Source organism: Calyptranema fuscum S582 (assembly GCF_055793305.1).
The window spans coordinates 1-18,171 of record NZ_JBSLYH010000008.1 but is presented as its reverse complement, the minus strand read 5'-3'; the positions used below and the strand labels follow the sequence as shown (position 1 = coordinate 18,171).

At 48.7% G+C, this 18,171-nt stretch carries 15 protein-coding genes; 9 read left to right on the top strand and 6 right to left on the bottom strand.

Features of this window, described 5'->3' with window-relative positions; genetic code table 11:
- Positions 1-58 precede the first annotated feature (58 nt).
- On the top strand, positions 59-751 hold the full coding sequence (locus ACR6Z4_RS07530) for a J domain-containing protein (protein ID WP_479716628.1): 693 nt from the start codon (positions 59-61) through the stop codon (positions 749-751).
- 165 nt (positions 752-916) lie between these two features.
- Here the strand turns inward: ACR6Z4_RS07530 and ACR6Z4_RS07525 are convergent, their stop codons facing one another.
- Entirely contained in the window at positions 917-1,201 is a 285-nt protein-coding gene (locus tag ACR6Z4_RS07525; protein WP_479716627.1) for a DUF2103 domain-containing protein, read from the bottom strand.
- A 65-nt stretch (positions 1,202-1,266) separates the two neighbouring features.
- Positions 1,267-1,602 (bottom strand): ATP-dependent Clp protease adapter ClpS, encoded by a 336-nt coding sequence (clpS, locus tag ACR6Z4_RS07520; RefSeq protein ID WP_479716626.1) that lies wholly within the window; start codon positions 1,600-1,602, stop codon positions 1,267-1,269.
- 206 nt (positions 1,603-1,808) lie between these two features.
- On the opposite strand from clpS, the gene ylqF reads away from it, so the two are divergent.
- Entirely contained in the window at positions 1,809-2,702 is an 894-nt protein-coding gene (ylqF, locus tag ACR6Z4_RS07515) for a ribosome biogenesis GTPase YlqF (protein WP_479716625.1), read from the top strand.
- Between the two features lie 225 nt (positions 2,703-2,927).
- Here the strand turns inward: ylqF and ACR6Z4_RS07510 are convergent, their stop codons facing one another.
- The gene (locus ACR6Z4_RS07510; RefSeq protein ID WP_479716624.1) at positions 2,928-5,153 is read right to left on the bottom strand and encodes a lytic transglycosylase domain-containing protein; all 2,226 of its coding nucleotides are present in this window, start codon (positions 5,151-5,153) and stop codon (positions 2,928-2,930) included.
- Between the two features lie 956 nt (positions 5,154-6,109).
- Here ACR6Z4_RS07510 and ACR6Z4_RS07505 point away from each other — a divergent pair.
- The 4 genes from ACR6Z4_RS07505 to ACR6Z4_RS07490 all read left to right on the top strand — a co-directional run bounded on the left by ACR6Z4_RS07505 (position 6,110) and on the right by ACR6Z4_RS07490 (position 10,537).
- Complete coding sequence (locus ACR6Z4_RS07505; RefSeq protein ID WP_479716623.1) at positions 6,110-6,958, top strand: response regulator; 849 nt, start codon at positions 6,110-6,112, stop codon at positions 6,956-6,958.
- 176 nt (positions 6,959-7,134) lie between these two features.
- On the top strand, positions 7,135-8,682 hold the full coding sequence (locus ACR6Z4_RS07500) for an FAD-dependent oxidoreductase (protein ID WP_479716622.1): 1,548 nt from the start codon (positions 7,135-7,137) through the stop codon (positions 8,680-8,682).
- A 470-nt stretch (positions 8,683-9,152) separates the two neighbouring features.
- Positions 9,153-9,704, top strand: a complete 552-nt coding sequence (locus ACR6Z4_RS07495) for a cyclic nucleotide-binding domain-containing protein (RefSeq protein ID WP_479716621.1) — start codon at positions 9,153-9,155, stop codon at positions 9,702-9,704.
- A 2-nt stretch (positions 9,705-9,706) separates the two neighbouring features.
- Entirely contained in the window at positions 9,707-10,537 is an 831-nt protein-coding gene (locus ACR6Z4_RS07490) for a SirB1 family protein (protein ID WP_479716620.1), read from the top strand.
- A 271-nt stretch (positions 10,538-10,808) separates the two neighbouring features.
- Here ACR6Z4_RS07490 and ACR6Z4_RS07485 read toward each other — a convergent pair whose 3' ends face one another.
- Entirely contained in the window at positions 10,809-11,411 is a 603-nt protein-coding gene (locus ACR6Z4_RS07485) for a thioredoxin family protein (RefSeq protein WP_479716619.1), read from the bottom strand.
- Between the two features lie 246 nt (positions 11,412-11,657).
- On the opposite strand from ACR6Z4_RS07485, the gene ACR6Z4_RS07480 reads away from it, so the two are divergent.
- Complete coding sequence (locus ACR6Z4_RS07480) at positions 11,658-12,062, top strand: NIL domain-containing protein (protein WP_479716618.1); 405 nt, start codon at positions 11,658-11,660, stop codon at positions 12,060-12,062.
- 270 nt (positions 12,063-12,332) lie between these two features.
- On the opposite strand, the gene mrdA is transcribed toward ACR6Z4_RS07480, so the two are convergent.
- Positions 12,333-14,144, bottom strand: a complete 1,812-nt coding sequence (gene mrdA / locus ACR6Z4_RS07475) for a penicillin-binding protein 2 (protein ID WP_479716617.1) — start codon at positions 14,142-14,144, stop codon at positions 12,333-12,335.
- 382 nt (positions 14,145-14,526) lie between these two features.
- On the opposite strand from mrdA, the gene ACR6Z4_RS07470 reads away from it, so the two are divergent.
- A complete protein-coding gene (locus tag ACR6Z4_RS07470) occupies positions 14,527-15,348 on the top strand; it encodes a prepilin peptidase (protein ID WP_479716616.1) in 822 nt (273 codons plus the stop codon).
- 268 nt (positions 15,349-15,616) lie between these two features.
- On the opposite strand, the gene ACR6Z4_RS07465 is transcribed toward ACR6Z4_RS07470, so the two are convergent.
- Positions 15,617-16,906, bottom strand: a complete 1,290-nt coding sequence (locus tag ACR6Z4_RS07465; protein WP_479716615.1) for a glucose-1-phosphate adenylyltransferase — start codon at positions 16,904-16,906, stop codon at positions 15,617-15,619.
- Positions 16,907-17,431: 525 nt separating this feature from the next.
- Here ACR6Z4_RS07465 and ACR6Z4_RS07460 point away from each other — a divergent pair.
- Entirely contained in the window at positions 17,432-17,776 is a 345-nt protein-coding gene (locus ACR6Z4_RS07460; protein ID WP_479716614.1) for a hypothetical protein, read from the top strand.
- The last annotated feature ends 395 nt before the right edge of the window (positions 17,777-18,171 follow it).

The window sequence follows — 18,171 nt, the reverse complement described above, 5'->3', positions numbered from 1 at the left end:
CTAAATCTATCTTTCTGATGGCAGGATTATGTTCTAGTTCTGCCATCTTTTTACAGCAATGAATCTTGCCGACTGCTATCGATTACTAGGGTTAAGGACGGGAGCATCTCACGAGGAGATTAAGACGGCATATCGTCGGTTGGCGAGAGAGTATCATCCCGACGTCAACCCAGAAAATCAGCAACGGGCAAAGGAAAAATTTATCCAGCTCACCGAAGCCTACAAGCAGTTAATGGCTAAAGTGCAGCCCTCTTCTGCAACAGAGGCATCGTCCTCGAAGCCGTCAGCGGATGTGAGACAGCCGAAACCCTCGGCATCCTCGTCTAGTTCGGCATCCTATCGATCGCCCGGTTCGCCGCCAGGGGTGAAAGTGACGCGCAAGCCGACGCCTCCGGCATCGCCAACTCCTTCCCCGGCAACGCCGACACGCCCCCCTGATCTGTCGCAGACTGATCAGCAACTGAAGCAGGGTGCCTACGAGCAATTGCAACAGTTTTTGCGCGATCATCGGTTTCCCAGGGCGATCGCTCTTGTCGAAGGGTTAGCTCAGCGGATGCCCAATGACATTGAGGTGCGTCAGTGGCAAGCGATTACCTATCAACGATGGGGGCGGCAATTGGTCAACGAAAATCAGCCAGATAAAGCGCGGTTGTACTTAAAGAAGGCATTGCGAACTGATCCGCATAACAAATCGCTGTGGTATGAAGTGGAACGCGATTTTCGCCGAATCGAGCAGAAGGAATTACTTTGATTCCAATAGCTGATGGATGGGGGCGCAACGCGGCCCCATCCATCAGCTATTGCTAAGGCGATTTCCTTCAGAGACTTGACCTGTTTGATTGCCCTTCGACTTCGCTCAGGGCGTGAGCAGGTTGAGCGGAGCCGAAACCAGGGTTTAGGGTTAGATGCGATCGCCTTACAACAATTGGGCGATCGCCATTTCTAATTCTTCTTGTGGCAAGCTGGTGATGATAAAGACTTCTTGAAAGGTTTTCCCTTTGCGGGCGATGAGCTTAAACCCACCTCGCACAGGCACCGAAATCTTGAGCTTCAGGTGGGGCGCATTAGCGCGAGTGTGCCCGATGACGGCGGGGGTAATGGTCTGAATGCCTGACTTTTGAGCCAACTTCTCCAGCACAGGAATGAGTCCCGGAAGGTGGGTTGAATGATTCCAAACGATTCTGCCTGAAGAAGGGTTCATAGGTTTGCAAGGTGGGTGGGTGATTGCGAACAGAAGGGATGATCTCTGCTGGCAACGGAAAACGTTTATGCGGCTTCTAAAGGTGCCATCGTTAGCCCTGCGCGGCTAAGTTGGGTATGATACAGCTCTGCCTGCTCTTGCGGACCAATCCAGACGATCGCCTGCCCTTCGTTGTGGATCTGGTGAGTCAAATCCCAGGCGCGATCGCTTGTCATCAAGGGAATGTATTTCATCAAGCATTCCGCGACATGCTGGAATGTGTTGAAATCGTCGTTGAGGACAATAATTTTGAAATTAGGATAGGGCTTGCGAGTCGTTTGACTGGACTTCTCTGGAGCGATTGTGGGCGCAGTGGACGCAGTCGCCATAGCCGTCGTTGCCGTTGAAAGTACCGGGGTCATAAGCAGCCTAATTGAACTGGACTTAACAAAAATACAATTTCAATGTTTCATCCTATCAGTTTAAATCTTGACTGCCCAATGTGGTTTACCGTATATAGCAATTCGGAATGGTTCGAAAGACTCATCAGGATTTGGGAGCGGTACTAGCACCGCTCCCAAATCCTAACTATCGTTCCTTCCAGCGCCAAGCCTTACCGAAATTTTTTATGACAACTCCTCAAATTCAGTGGTATCCCGGTCACATCGCCAAAGCAGAGAAGGCGCTGGTCGAACAACTCAAAAAAGTCGATGTGATTTTGGAAGTGCGGGACGCTCGCATCCCCTTTTCGACTCATCATCCCCAGGTCGCCAAGTGGATTGGCAGCAAAGAAAGAATTTTGGTGCTCAACCGCATGGACATGATCCCGCTGGCTGTACAAGCAGCATGGACGACCTGGTTTCAGGCGCAGGGCGACCAACCGTTTTTTACCAATGCCAATCTCGGCAAGGGAATTACGCCCCTGGCTGAAGCTGCTAAAGCGGCAGGTGAAGCAATGAATCGTCGCCGTCGCGATCGCGGGATGTTACCTCGTCCCGTGCGAGCTGTGGTGATCGGGTTTCCGAACGTGGGCAAGTCTGCGTTAATTAATCGGTTGCTCAACCGTCGTGTGGTCGATAGTGCCCGTCGTGCCGGGATCACTCGTCAGCTCAGATGGATTCGGATTTCTGACCAGTTGGAATTGCTGGATGCCCCCGGTGTGCTGCCCTCTAAGTTGATCGACCAGGACGCGGCGATCAAACTCGCCATCTGCGATGACATTGGGGAAGCGTCCTATGATAATCAACGCGTTGCGGCTGCCTTAATCGAACAGTTGAAGCAATTGCATCACCAATCTGCCAAGCTGGTGTCGTTAGAGATTGTGCGATCGCGTTATAGCCTCGATCCCTTGGATCTGACGGGCGAAAGCTATCTGGAAAATTTAGCGCACCAGTCTTATCAAGGCGATGTCGAACGCACGGCTCGCCATCTGCTAAACGATTTTCGCAAAGGCATCTTGGGTAGCATTCCCCTAGAAATCCCGCCCATCATTCCACCGGAAATCCTGCCCGTTGAAGAATGAAACCCTAAAGGTGGTCGTTTCGTTAACACTCAAATGTAGCGGTGTGCCTACGAAACGTCAGACCCCCGAGGTTTGCAAACCTCGGAGGTCTCAAGGAGTGTTGGAAACGTGATCCTGTGTGATTTTAAACATTCAGGGACTAGCAATCCTATAAAATCCCAGTTTTGCTGTGGCACGGCTCCGCCGTGCCACAGCAAAACTGGGATTTTATTACACCGCAGATCCCTAAGGTGTGGTGCTGACCAGGGCGCTGTGTTTGGCGGAATGTTGGGCTAACTGTTGTGACACGTCGGGGTTATATAGCCGCAGATAATTCCAATAGTTTTCAAACACGGACTCAACATAGCCTTTGGTTTCCGAAAAAGGAATTTGCTCGACGAAAACATCGGGATCGGTAAAGCCATATTGGCTAATCCAGTCGGCAACATTGCCGGGACCTGCGTTGTAACTGGCGACCGCAAATAGGGAGTTGTTGGCATACTCCGAGTGTGTATAGTCGAGGTACCAGGTTCCCAGCTTGATATTGTCGTTGGGATTATTCAGGTTGTAGTCGGTCAGGTCTGATTGTTGCGAAATCCAGTCGGCGGTTCCTGGCATAACCTGCATTAACCCGGTTGCACCCGCCACCGATACGATTTTGGGTTCAAATCGAGACTCCTGACGGATCAGTGCTGTGACCAGAAGCGGATTGATCTGCCGTTGTTGTGACCAGGTTTCGATCTGCGCTAGATATGGCATAGGATAGAGCGATCGCCAGTAGGACACCTGTTGTTTGAGAGCATCATATTCTGTCAGATCTTCTGGTTTGGTGCGTTGCGATAGACTCGACAGCATAAAAATGCCATCCAGATTATCGCTTACCCCCAGCCGCAACACACCATCAGTAAACTGTTCTGGCACCGTCGGCTGCATTCGCGTTGTGAACTCGATCTGCCAGAGACTCCAGGCATCCCGATCTTGTCCCAATACATAGAGTTCTTTCAGGGTCTCTGAACCCGCTGGCAGGTGGGGGCGATCGCTGACCTGGAGCACAGTGGGAATTTTATTCCGCACAGTTGTAAAATCACCCACGTCCCAGCCCAGGTAGACGGCAGACCGCCATGCGTAATAAGAATCCGGGTATTGGCTCAACACATACTCAAACGCCTGTTGGGCGGCTTGGGTCTGCCCTAGTTGATTTGCCCACTTGCCAATCCAAAAGGCAGCTTCCGGAGCCAACTCACTATCGGGATTGTCTTTGACGATTTGGCGTGCCAGTTCCCAGGCGGCTTGAATATCTCCGGCTTGAAACCGTTGTTCTGCCAATGTCCAGCGCAACTCCGCGGCTGCATTTGAGTGGCTGTATTGGGTTAAAACCGATTGCCGCGCCTGCGATGCCGATTGCGGACTGTTGAGCTTATCGAGCTGAGTGGCTCGTTCTACTAAGGCTTCTCCAGCATTCTCAGGGAATCGTTGGATAATCTGATCGGCATAGGCGATCGCCGTTTCGGGAGAATTGACCAGTCGCGATAGCCGCAGCAGTCCCAGAGATGTTTCCTCGGCTTCGGGAAAGGTTTGGACTAATTCTTTATAAGCATTAACGGCATCCGTATAGCGTTCGCCCAGTTGTGCGCCACGACCCGTGCGATAGAGATTTAACGGCGTTTTGGGGGCTTTACCATAGGCATAACCGGCACTGCCATAGCGTCCCAATTCCCAATAACCAAAGGCGATCGCTTGCCAGTCGTCGGGTTGAAGCTGGGTGCCATACTCATTCATCAGGCGATCGAGAACGGAACCAATGTCAGGCAAATATAAGCCATATCGCGCCAGCACCAGGAGCAGAGACAGTTGGTTGGGGTCTTGTTGCAAACGGGTTTGGGCAATCTCAATGCTGCGGGGATGGGCAGGAAATTGAGCGATCGCCTGATCCCAGTACTGCGGATTGGTTTTCCCTAAGGTGAACAGCGCCTCAGCCGTTTCAGGATTGTTGGGATACTGCTCTATCAACATTTTCCAGGTGGCGTCTGCCTTTGCCGTATCACCCATAGCTGCATAGGCTTGTGCCCGTTTAGCAAGAATTTGAGCGGCTAGAATCGGATACTCCTGTTCTAAACCTTCCAGCAATGGAATTGCCGAACCCCCGCGATTTTGTTGAATCAAATCAACTGCCAATAGATACCGTGCCCGCCGCTGATCTATGGACGGATTGGACTTGGCAAGACTCTGCAATTGTGCCGCTCTTTCGGCGGGAGATAGGGCAACCAGGGGCAGCACTGCCGATGTGGCATCTCCACTCAAATTGAGTTCTGAAGGAATCTGCTGAGATGCATCATTGCTCCCCCATAGCGACGGCGACGCTTGCCGCACTGCCGCGACCATTGCGCCCATCATCAAGGCGGCTAACCCTGCACCGCCAACAATGAACAATTCTTTCCGATATTTTTGCACCAACAAACGGAATTCAGCCATGGGGAATAAATATCTATGAAGCGTCAAAAAAGCATTGGGTTACTTGCCCCCAACGGCTCAATTCTAGACTAATCTCTGAAAAAGCAAATGGGAGTGGTTCGCCTCAGTGAGCCACCCCCATCCCGAGATAAATTTGAGATCTTTACAGAATTAAAACCCACAACTTTTTTGGAAGAGTGCACTCTTCCAAAAAAGTTATCAAGTTATTGCAGAGCCTCCCGGAGCGAGGCTCTCACACAATAACCTGTACTTCATGTACTATTCTTTGAACTCATATCAAATTAAATAGATTTTTAGGCACATTAATTTCAGTAGGGATTTGGCATTGCCAAATCCTTACTGCATCCGTCACATCCTCAATTTAAATGGGTATCAGAAAAGCCACTGAATCCTACGTTCCAGATTTTGTGATTGATCGTAGTGAACATCCATCGGTTTGATTTAGAGTTATTCTGAGATATAAGAAGTCAGCATCTACCAGATATTTTTAGTCTTGAGCGAAATTTAATTGGTGCTTTTTCTCAAGATTTAGCTGACAAAGCTTTGGGCGCAAAACTTAGTTTCTTAAAGTTGAGTAAGCTAAACCTTTGGGTTGAGCAGTGCTAAATCCGGGTATGAATTTGCTAGTGAAACCGAAGATTTAGCTGATAATTTCATCCCTAAAACTCGTGCAGATGGATGAACCTGATTCTGACGGATTTTGTGTCGGAGCCATTAAATTCTTCTCAAATAGACCTGGGGCTTATCTAATCTCCAATCCGGACGTAGAAGAAACGTTTCGCTTGAGATTGGGGCATCTTCCAATCGCCGACAGGGTGTTTTGTTTTATGTTTTGGTAGTTCTGAAAAAGTAATGATTGGTTGTGGCGTGGGCGACGCCTTCAGCACAAAAAAATCATTATATGAATGCCACTACCTATTCTTTAATCACTTACTATTCTTTGTTGCTCTAGACCGATGGCTGACTCTCAGAAACTGGTCTTGATGATTCAACCTACAAGATTGCAAGGGTTGATTTGGCAGGCAGTTTTGCGATCGCAGCAAATTTCAGTGATTTGGGAATCACCAGAAGCCGATCTGGCTGACAACCTGAATCAACTGAAAGCCGCAGGCTTAACGCTACCCAATCTCCTACTGGTTGATATTCGCATTAATAATTTCAATCCCTATGCTTTTTGCCGGTGGTGCCGTGAGCATCACCCCGGTATTAAAGTGATTTTGGTGAATGCTGCCCAAAAAGAAATTTCGCCGCCGGAACGACAATGGGCGATGAACCAGGGGGCGATGGATTTGTTTCCCGGATTCCAACTCGACAATTTGGTGAGTAGTGTGTCTTCGCGGGTGAGTCTTGTCTTAAAGATTTTGGATGACCATGCGTTAGACAACGGGGCACTGGTCTCGGTTTTACTATCCATGAAACGAGAGCTTGAAACTCGCCGGTCGGGGCAATCTGCGATCGCCTCGTCCCATGACACTGCCGCGAATAGGACTGGGAGGGCAAAAGCAATGGTGTTTCTGCAAGACCTGCCTGATTCAGACGCGATCGCTTCATCCTTTAATAGCAATGGCAACGGCAATGGCAATGGTAGTGGCGATCTGTCTACCCATCGCACCGGGGCTTCATCCAATCCGTTAACCCCCAAAACTACGACTTTGGCTAAAAAAGCAGATCCTCCGACGGCGATCGCACCGACACTTTCATCTGCTTCACCGCCTCCGCCCCCTCATCCCCCGGCGGGTGAGCCATCCACTCCGACAGACGCGCCACCCAACATAATTCGCAAATATCGAGGAGCGTCCTATTAAATCGAGTCAAGTACAGATTATTGTTTGCAAGCCATGCTTTGCATGGCTTGCAAACAATAATCTGTTTCTAGCCAGGCGCGAAGCTCGATCAACATAATTTTGCCAGACTAAAAGGCGCGCAAAACCAGGATCGGGTAATAGGATCAAAGGAGAACCCCTATTTCCCCGCGATCGCCATGACGGTTGTTGAACAGATTCTTTCCTCCCTTCCCGGAGATGTTTTAGCGGGGTTGCGCCGCGCCGATCAGCTGTGGCAGTCCTATCGAGAGGGCACTGTTCCGGTGCCCACTGTGGTGCATGACGATCCGACTCCATTGTCAGAAGTGCAATGGGATGTGGTGATCTGCGGAGGTACCCTGGGTATTTTTATTGGCGCAGCCCTGGCACAACGGGGCTGGCGAGTAGCCCTGATCGAACGAGGAGCCTTACGCGGGCGAGAGCAGGAATGGAATATTTCTCGTAAAGAGCTACGGGTATTTCGCGAACTGGATTTGCTATCAGATGCAGAGGTGGAACAGGCGATCGCCACCGAATACAACCCGGCTCGCATCAGCTTTCATAAAGGCGTAGAGGTTTCGGTCAGAGATGTCTTAAATGTGGGGGTTGATCCGGTCTTTTTGTTAGAAACGTTAAAAACTAAGTTTCTTAAGGCAGGCGGACACCTGTTTGAAAACATAGCATTTGAGTCGGTGACGGTGCATCCCAATGGCGTCAGCGTGAAAGCCGGTGAAGACTTTAGCGCCAGACTGGTGTTAGATGTCATGGGTCATTTTTCGGCGATCGCCCGTCAAGCTCGGCAAGGACAAAAACCGGATGCGGTTTGCCTGGTGGTAGGCACCTGCGCTGAAGGATTTCCGGCTAACGAAACGGGGGATTTATTTGCGTCTTTCACGCCACTAACCAATCAATGTCAATACTTTTGGGAAGCATTTCCGGCGAGAGAGGGTAGAACCACATACCTGTTTACCTATCTCGATGCTCATCCCGATCGCCCCAGTCTAGAAACGTTGTTCGCTGACTATTTTCAGCTCTTGCCCCAATACCAGGGAGCTGAGATCGAGCAATTGCAGTTTAAACGCGCTTTGTTTGGGTTTTTCCCGTGTTATCGCAACAGTCCTTTGCGATCGCCCTGGGATCGGGTTCTGGCGATTGGAGATAGCAGTGGCAACCAATCTCCATTGAGTTTTGGCGGCTTTGGCGCGATGCTGCGCCATCTCAACCGTTTAACGCAAGGCATCCACGCTGCCCTGGAAACCGATCAACTCGATCGCACTGCCTTATATTGGCTGCAACCCTACCAACCCAACCTTTCGGTCACCTGGTTGTTCCAACGAGCGATGAGCGTCGGGATTAGTCAAACCGTAGCACCCGACCAGATCAACCAGTTACTTTCCAGCGTCTTTCACGTTATGTCCACATTGGGCGACCCCGTTCTTAAGCCCTTTCTGCAAGACATCGTTCAGTTTCCGGCGTTGTTCATCACTTTAGCCAAAACCTCGATCACGTATCCTCTACTCGTCGTTAAAATTATTCCTCAGGTTGGCATTCCGGCGCTTTTGGAATGGCTGGTTCACTATGTTAATCTAGGCGTTTACACCGTGCTTAATGCAATCGGTCAGTTCTTCAAACCGTGGTTCAAAGGTTTATCGCCCTCTCAGCGTTATTTTCTATTTCGCTGGCTCGATGCTTGGCACTATGGATCGGGTGCAGATTATGAGGAATAATGGGAACTTCATCTTGGTTGGCGGTGCTGGTTTGAGGTATGAATGTGCAGGTCAACCCTACCCATTCAAGCCCGGATTTAAACCTGGAGTAGAAACCTTGGGCTAGGTGCTCCAGTAATGATCGTGAATGATCGCGGATTTAATAAAACCGAAGCTTTATTTTTCTAGCGCGGCGTCGCCGCGCTAGAAAAATAAATTTCCAAGCGTTATTTAATTTGTGATCCTAAAGATATAGCAATTGAATGGTTTATTAGGGCGGGGTGCAGGGGTGGAACCCCTGTCCGGGGGCATAGCCTCCGCGCCCCTGTTCTGACCAACTCTTCGGCTGCTATAGATATATTTCATCCCAATTCAATCCATCTGATAGCAGCTTTTTTTCTGCCACTGTCGATTTTGCCCAGATTGATAGGAATTGGGATTCACTGATTTCAACGTGAATACAACTTCATCATCGTCAGGAGAAGACACGTATGGTTATGAAAAAAGCATTGTATATTTTGGCAGAAATTAGCGATCGCGATTTTGAGTGGCTGATTCATGTCGGCAGAAGCAGCAAAGTTTCGGCGGGCACGGCTCTGATTTCAGAAGGGGAGCCTATTGATGCGTTGTACATCATTCTGGAAGGAACCCTGGCGGTTTACGTAGAGTCCGTTGGCAATACAGAAATTGCCCGTTTGGGGCATGGTGAAGTGGTTGGAGAGATTTCTTTTATTGACTCTCGTCCACCTGCTGCAACCGTTCGGGCTGTTGAAGATTCTCTCGTTTGGTCGATCCCTCGGTCACAATTGGCAATTAAACTATCTCAAGATATTGCTTTTTCCTCTCATTTTTATAAGTCTCTGGCTGTCTTTTTGTCTGATCGTTTGCGAAAAACGGTCGGTCGTTTAGGGTATGAAAAAAATCAGCACATGGCGACAAAAGATGAGTCTGAAGATGATCTCAATCCCAATTTAAATATCAATTTAGAGTTAGCTCAAGCCCGATTAGACTGGTTACTTAGCCGCCTTAAAACTGTTCATTGAACATGGATTTTTCTATCGCACGGCAACACTTTTATCAAGAGATTCATCAGCCCGATGCCCAGATCAATCTGGCAAGAGCAGCTCTGTATCTTGCCCAAGAAGAGTATTCAGAGTTAGATCCAGATGAATACTTAAACGCTCTCGATACCATGGCGACGGATGTGATGGAACGCTTGCCTGTAGAGCATTATCCGTTGCGAGTGATCAATACTATTAATCAGTATCTCTATCATGATTTGGGGTTTTCTGGTAATACAGACGACTATTACGACCCCCGTAATAGTTACCTGAATCAAGTGATTGAACGGCGGATTGGCATTCCGATTACACTCTCTTTGGTGTATTTAGAAATTGCTCAACGGATCGATTTTCCGATGGTGGGAATCGGGTTTCCGGGTCACTTTTTGATTCGCCCTGCCCAGGATGACATGGAAGTGTTTGTCGATCCGTTTAACCAGGGAGATGTTTTGTTTTTGCAAGACTGTCAGGAAAAACTCAACCAAATTTATGGGCGATCGGTTCCTCTGGAGCCACAGTTTTTGGAGGCAGTGAGTCCCAAACATTTCCTGGCACGCATGTTAGGAAATTTGAAAATTATTTATCTCAATCAAGGCGATTTACCGCGATCGCTGGCTGCAATTGAACGAATTCTCTTACTGTTTCCCCATACATTGATGGAAGTGCGCGATCGCGGTTTGCTGCTCTATCAGTTAGGGAAATGGCAGGACGCCAGTCGGGATTTAGAAAATTATTTGATGCGGGCACCACTGGCACAAGATGCCGATGTTGTCTTAAAACTATTGAAACGCATCGGCACGTATCCGGAACGGTAAGGATCGTGGATTAAATCAGATGACCATTAAATCGTTTGGAGGGGCGAACGGCCGTTCGCCCGTACAATAAATCATTGGAGTTATTTGATTCCCATTCCTAAGGGTCTGGCTGGCTTATAGCTATTCTCACTGGTGTGAAGTACAGGATATTGAAAGAGTCTCATTGAGCGTGGCTCCCTCAAGTCCCGCAACTGATCCAGTCGTAAAGCACTATCGTTCTGGTTTTAGGAAGCGCACGCCGTGCGCTTCCTGAAACCAGGTTCCTTACCTCCTAATTAACTACCTGGCTGCCGTGACTGCGGGGATCATCGTTGCTGGCTTTGGGCACAACAGCGGCTTCGAAGTTAGAAACCTTACCTTTCGATTGGGCATAGGGTAAAGCATCGCCGACTAGCAGGGCTTCTAGATTGGCTGCCATGACGAGTTTGGGTTGTTCGCCCAGGGTGCTGGCGATCGCATCTCCGGTCTGGTCGAGAAAGACAAAATGAGGAATGCCATCGACCTGATAGTGCATGAGTTCGGGAAGCCATTTGGAATTGTCAACGTTGAGCATGACAAAGTTAACGCGATCGCCAAACTCTTCTTGCAACGTGGTCATATCTTTTGCCATTGCCTGACAAGAGGTACACCAATCGGCATAAAATTCCATCAGCGACGGTTTATTATTCTTAAGGGCAATTTCCAGAGGGGTTGCAGAGGCAGCAAGCGCTTGTAGAGACCCTCCTGTGGCTTCAGTTCGCAATCCAAAAAAGACAGCCGTGCTCAATGCGATCGCAACCAATACAATCAGCAAATTTCTAACTTGAGTGGCGATCGTTTTTTCTGATGTTGGGTCTGAGATAGGAGAGTTAGCGTCAGGAGAACGTCCAGTCATAATCAATCGTTAGCTTAATGGGAGGCAATATTTCTACAATGACCTGTATGTAATACCAATCCAATATGAAGCTGCAACGTTTTAGCAGGGGGTGTGGGGGTAAACCCCCACGAAGGGGGCAACGCCCCCTTCATCCCCCCTTTCAACTCAACGCATCTTCCTACAGAAACGGTATAACCCAAGTGCTTCGATACAGTGCATGATTACTAGTCTAATCACACTTCTCACCCCTCACCCCTAACTTTTGTGAAAAAGCGCGTCACTCTCACGTTTCCCAAACGCTCGGTGCAAATGCCCGTTACGTATCGCCTGGCGAAAGATTTTAATGTTGCAGCTAATATTATTCGGGCACAGGTCGCGCCCAACCAAATTGGCACATTGGTAGTGGAATTGTCTGGCGATATCGATCAACTTGATGCCGCCCTCGATTGGTTGCGATCGCAAGATATCGGCATTTCGACTGCCAGTCGTGAAATTTTGATCGATGAGGACGTGTGTGTTCACTGCGGCTTATGTACCGGAATTTGCCCTACCGAAGCGTTGAGTCTCGATCCACAAACCTTTAAGTTAACCTTTACGCGATCGCGGTGTGTGGTTTGCGAACAATGCATTCCCACCTGCCCAGTGCAGGCAATTTCAACCAATTTATAACTATTCTCACGGGCATGGAGTCCGAGTTAAAGCGAGAGAGCCGTGCTCTGCGCGGCTCTCTTGTTAGTAATCCTAAAAAAAGTAATGATTTTTTGTTGCGCGGGCAACGCCCGCGCAACAAAAAATCATTACATAAATACCACTACTACACCAACTTAAAAGTTTTAGAGGGGGTGGAGGGGGTTTTACCCCCTCTTGGGGGCGTAGCCCCCAAACCCCCATGTTGCAAGATTTCGTGTATGCAACACTACCCTCTCGTTCGCCTGTGGACTAATCTGAAACGACGGACTCAGGTTTGGCTTCCGTTGTAGGCTGTACCCCATTAAAATAAGCCTCTAGCACTTGCCGTACCATCGGCGCAGCAACGGAGCCACCTCCACCCCCAGAATTTTCACCGAAGGCGACGACGACAATTTCAGGATTATCAGTCGGTCCATATGCCCCAAACCAGGTATGCGTGGGTCGGGGTGGGTCTTCTGCTGTGCCGCTTTTCCCTGAGATGTCAGGCAAACTGGGGACATTGAGTGATTTGCCTGTGCCAGAGGTGATGACTTTGCGTAACCCTCGTTGCAAAATTTCGATCGTACTGGGTTGCATATTCATCGACTGTCGCCAGTTGCGTGCCTCCTCATTACTTTTAAGTAAATGAGGTTGAACGCGATCGCCCCCATTGGCGGCGATCGCAAACATCACAGCAACTTGCAACGGTGACGTTTGCAAATACCCCTGCCCGATCGACATATTGACGGTATCGCCGACATACCAGGGTTCTTCAAGCTCGGTCGCTTTCCAGTCTTCGTCAGGCACCAGACCTTTCGCCTCTTCTGCCGAGATTTCGATTCCAGTTTTGCTACCAAACCCATAGCGCCGAGTCCACTCAATCAGCGGGATCTCACCCATGCGCAGAGCCGTTTGATAGAAAAATGTGTCGCTGCTCCAGGCCATTGCCCCCGTAAAGTCTAATGGTCCAAATCCAGCTCGGTTCCAATCCCAAAACTGATGTCCACCAACATCCACATAGGGATAGGTTTGCAGCACTGTATTCGGAGAAAAACTGCCAGATTCTATCGCCGCAGTTGTTGTCACAATCTTAAACGTACTGGCAGGCGGGTACCCCTGAAGTGCCCGATTGACAAACGGAAACTCTAAACTTTGGAGTTGATGCCATTGGGCATCTGTAATATTGGTTGAAAATAAGTTGGGGTCAAACGCTGGACGGCTTGCCATCGCTAGAACTGCCCCATTTCTCGGATCGATCGCCACGATCGCCCCTTTGCGATTTCCTAGCGCCCGTTCGGCTGCTTTTTGCAACTCCAAATCGATGGTCAACGTGATATCGTGCCCTGCCTTAGAGGGCTTTTCTCCCAAGACCCGCAGCACTCGCCCCATGCCATCGACTTCAACTTGTTGCCCGCCCCATTCTCCTCGCAATTGTGATTCAAACGCAGATTCTGCACCCATTTGCCCGACCACATCGCCCATGCGATAGCCCTGAGCTTCCAGTTCTGCCAAATCTTCTTGATTGAGTTCACCCGTATAGCCAAGGACATGCGCTGCCAGATCCCCATTGGGATAATTGCGCACGGCTTCTGCCTGAACTTGTACCCCTTTTAGCTCTTGGCTAAATTCTGCTAGGGCAGTCAGTTGAGACGGGCTTAGCCCCCGAGCAATCCGCACCAAAGAGGGAGAATAATAGCCTGCTTGCTCCAGACGGGCTTGAATATCGGCGGCAGGAATTTTAAGAATTTCTGAGAGGCGTTGGGCAATGGGTGTCCATTCTGCCTGTTCGTTGGCGATCGGCCAGAGGAACACCGCGTAAGACAGGCGGTTTCCAGCTAAAATTCTGCCGTCTCGGTCAAGAATTTTGCCTCGCTCTGGGGGTCTAGGAATCAGCCGAATTCGGTTGTTGTCTGCAAGTTGACGATTTCTTTCACCCTGAACTAATTGCAGATACGCTAGACGACTGCCGATCCCTCCGATTAACGCTAATGTCACCATCAGCATGACAATTAAGGATTGGTATTTGCGCCCAACGGTGCGAGTCGCTTGTTGAGCAATTGGCGAACTATAAGTCAGAGCCATAGTGTGGAAATGTTCAACTTCCTTGAGGAAGCAACCCGGAAAGAACGAATTCGGAGCCTGGAATTTCTTAATCTAAAGTAAAGAATCTCGGAAATTATTGAAACAGCTTACTACTATACAGCGATCTTGGATGGGTTTTGAACCGTGTTAGCTCCAGAGTGTATGAGGCAAGGAGTTCAGCTCTTAAGTAGAGGCGATGACACCATTTTTTCTGGCTAGAGCAAGGCGCACGGATAGGATCTTCCGTCTCACCAGTACTACGGGCGAAGTGCGGCACCCACACCCATTTCATCGCTGGTTTAAGCAATGCCTTGCGGGAATTCTAGTGGGATGGGATATAACAAGGGGACACTATTTTTGCGATCGCATTCCCTAACGTGCAATGGAACTGCTTGTTTCAGCCATCAATACCTTTGTTGTTTTCCTGGTCGGTGCCTCGATCGGTAGCTTTTTGAACGTGGTCATCTATCGGCTCCCGGCAAAGCTATCGCTGTTGTATCCACCCTCGCGTTGCCCCAAGTGTCTTCGTCCCCTCAAAAGCTATGACAATGTCCCTGTTTTAGGATGGCTGTGGCTGCGGGGTCGTTGTCGCTTTTGTCGCAATCCAATTTCAGTGCGCTATCCCTTAGTCGAAGCGGCGACGGGATTATTGTTTGTGTTAGCGTTCTGGTCATTTCAGATGCCGTTACCGGCTGTGGGCTATTGGGCATTTTTTAGTTGGCTGTTAGCCCTCTCGCTCATTGATTTAGATACGATGACGCTACCCAATCCGCTAACTCAGTCGGGTTTAGTGGTGGGGCTAGGGTTTCAGGCGATCGCCGGATGGTCGGTCAGCCATCAACTTTCGGGGGTTGCCAGTTACCTGATGACCGGAATTGTAGGAGCGGTGATTGGCATCTGGTTATTGGATGCGATTTCCTTATTGGGTTCACTGGTGTTCGGACAAACGGCGATGGGGGGCGGCGATGCCAAACTGGCTGCCATGATGGGTGCCTGGTTGGGTTGGCAAAACCTATTGTTAGCAGGGTTTTTAGCCTGTGCTTTGGGCGCATTTGTGGGAGGTGGGGCGATCGCTTTGGGGTTGCTGAGTCGGCGGCAGCCGATGCCCTTCGGTCCATTTTTAGCATTGGGTGCTGTGCTTGCCACGTTTTATGGCAATGCGCTTTTGTCGGCTTATTTGAACCTGTTTTTTCCCACCCTTTGAGCTGAAACGGTGATTGTATGGGAGTCATGTGGAGTGCGGCTCCCACACAAGAGCTTGCACACCGCTATAAGACTTACCCGAACCAAACACTCCATAAAAAGCCTATGCTGACCGCAACGCGGTCAGCATAGGCTTTTAGGCTTTTAGGCTTTTATGTTTAATAGATCTCTTGCAGATTAGTTTGGGTGGGGGCGAAGCCCCCGCCCAAACTAATTTCAAAACCTTAATTCGCCAGAGGTCTAATGGATGATCTAGGTATTCAAAAACTCTAGATAATTACGCCATCTGCGATCGTTGCATTTTTCAAAACGACCACGATGCCATTGCGAATATAAAAGCCTTCGTCTTCCCGTGAGGCTTCTTCAACATTGTCTTTGTTGATGATTTTGACATCCGAACCAATGCAGGCATTTTTATCAATGATGGCTCGCCGGATCGTTGTGTTTTCTCCAATGCCAATGGGAATCTTGCTGATATTGGCGTTACTGCGACGTTCGACAAAGGGTTGGTAATAGTCGGCTCCCATGATCAAGGAATCCTGGATTGTGCATCCGGATTCAATGCGAGTCCGAATTCCTAAAACCGAATGATCGATCGTGCAGCTCTTTAAAATGCAGCCTTCCCCAATCATGGCTTGGGCAATTTTGCAATCCAAAATCTTGCTGGGCGGGAGCGATCGCCCTCTGGTATAGATTGGCGCTTTGTCGTCGTAAAAGCTAAAGGGCGGTTGAGGCTGCTGGGTCAGTGCCAGGTTGGCTTCATAGAATGCTTCGATGGTTCCGATATCTGCCCAATAGCCATCAAACAGATACGCTTGAATGCTGTAATCCTTAGAGGATGCAGGAATAATTTCTTTACCAAAGTCAGTATGCTCTGGATGCTTTCTCAGCAAGTCAATCAAGACATCTCGCTTAAACACATAAATCCCCATTGAAGCGATATAGGGATTTTGCTTGGCTTCTTCTGGCGATAACCCCAGAGTCGAGGTATCCACCTGCATTTGTTTCAACGCATCCCCTTTGGGTTTCTCGCTGAAATCAATTACCCGCCCGTTGTCATCGATTTTCATCAAACCAAAGTCTGAAGCACGCTTCTCATCCATAGGGATGACGGAAATCGTGATATCGGCGTTGGTCTCACGGTGCCGTTGAATAAAATCACTATAGTCCATGCGATAGAGATGGTCGCCGGACAGGATTAAGAACTCGTCTGCATCCCATTCTTGTAACAACCAGACATACTGACGCACAGCATCGGCAGTTCCCTGAAACCAGTTGGGATTTTCCGGCGTTTGTTGAGCCGCTAGAATCTCGACAAACCCTTCGTGGAATCCTGAAAAACTATAGGTGCGGGAGATGTGGCGGTTAAGAGAAGCAGAATTAAACTGCGTTAATACATAAATCTTGTAAATATCTGAATTAATACAATTACTCACTGGAATATCAATGAGTCGATACTTCCCGGCTAGTGGCACAGCAGGCTTAGCACGGAGCTTGGTCAAGGGATAAAGACGGGTGCCAGCACCCCCACCCAAAATAATCGCTAATACTCTTTTCACAATGACCTCTTAACTGCTTCTTTAACTAGCCAATTACTCCCACATCCAGTGTCCGACTGTAGGTATCCGTTTGCAAGGGGTTAGACGCAGAAAAACTGAGAGATTCTGCATTTTTTGAAAAATTTGATCCCCGTTACGAATTGGATCGTTGGTATAGCCACTCTGGGTAGGCGATAGATGGGGGCGATCGCCATCCGTCTCAAAAGAATTTGGTTTGGATTGAATCCCCGATCCTCAGTAAGATGCCTACCCAGTGAATATAGAGAATCGAGGTACGCCCCTATGATTTTTGGGCGAAAACCGGAGGGACTAGGCTATAGTGCTATGCACCTGGAGCCGGGAGAGTATGGGTTGGGAACCCATTACCAGCACATTCGAGACTCAACCGAATCTAATTCAACTGTTAATGCTCAGGATGTGGATTTCATAAAACCGAAGATTTATTTTTGGAAGCGCGGCAGAGCCGCGCTTCCAAAAATAAACTTCCGAGTTTTAATTAATGTGTGATCCTTACCGACAGCCTGTATGGAATTGCATGAATATCCCGAGGCGATCGCCAATGCCCGATACCTGATGCTGCAACAAGAAAAAGAAATTTCTAACTTGCAAGCTGAATTAAGCCATTTACTGGGGCAAATTGACTATGCGATCGCCTTTGATGTCGAACTCAAAAATGACCTTCAGCGTAAAGCAAAACGATTTGAGCTGATGAATTCTGATGAATATCTTCAAATTGAGCAACTCTTACAAAATGCCAGACATGAGTTGACAAGCCTGGAAATCAGTTACCAGTTAAGGCTTAACCAATTTTCTGTGGCAAAATTAGAAATTCGTAAACAGGTTGCTCAGATCGAGGCATCTCATCTTTAGCAGACCAGATTGCACAACTTTTTAAGGCAAAATTGTCGCTCTAAGGCTGATTAGATATAGCCAGTTCCCCAATTTCGCAGAAAACAAAACCCTGAGAAGTTACGTATCGGATTGTAAAATTTTTCATCTCTCCTTATCATATAGAAACATTGAATCCTTACATTCTGCGATCGCCAGCATTTCTAAGCGTTAACGGGCTATATGGGTGAGTAAAAATACCTATTCGACGATACCACGTTAAAGTGCGTATTTCACTGTACGATCCCATTAATGAAAGTTTTACTTTCGACTCAGCCTCACGTATTAACCGAACAATTGCTGACTACATAATTTAGTGTAAGGATTTGACGCAATATTAACGGGGATATGAAATGACCATAGCAATGGGACGCGCG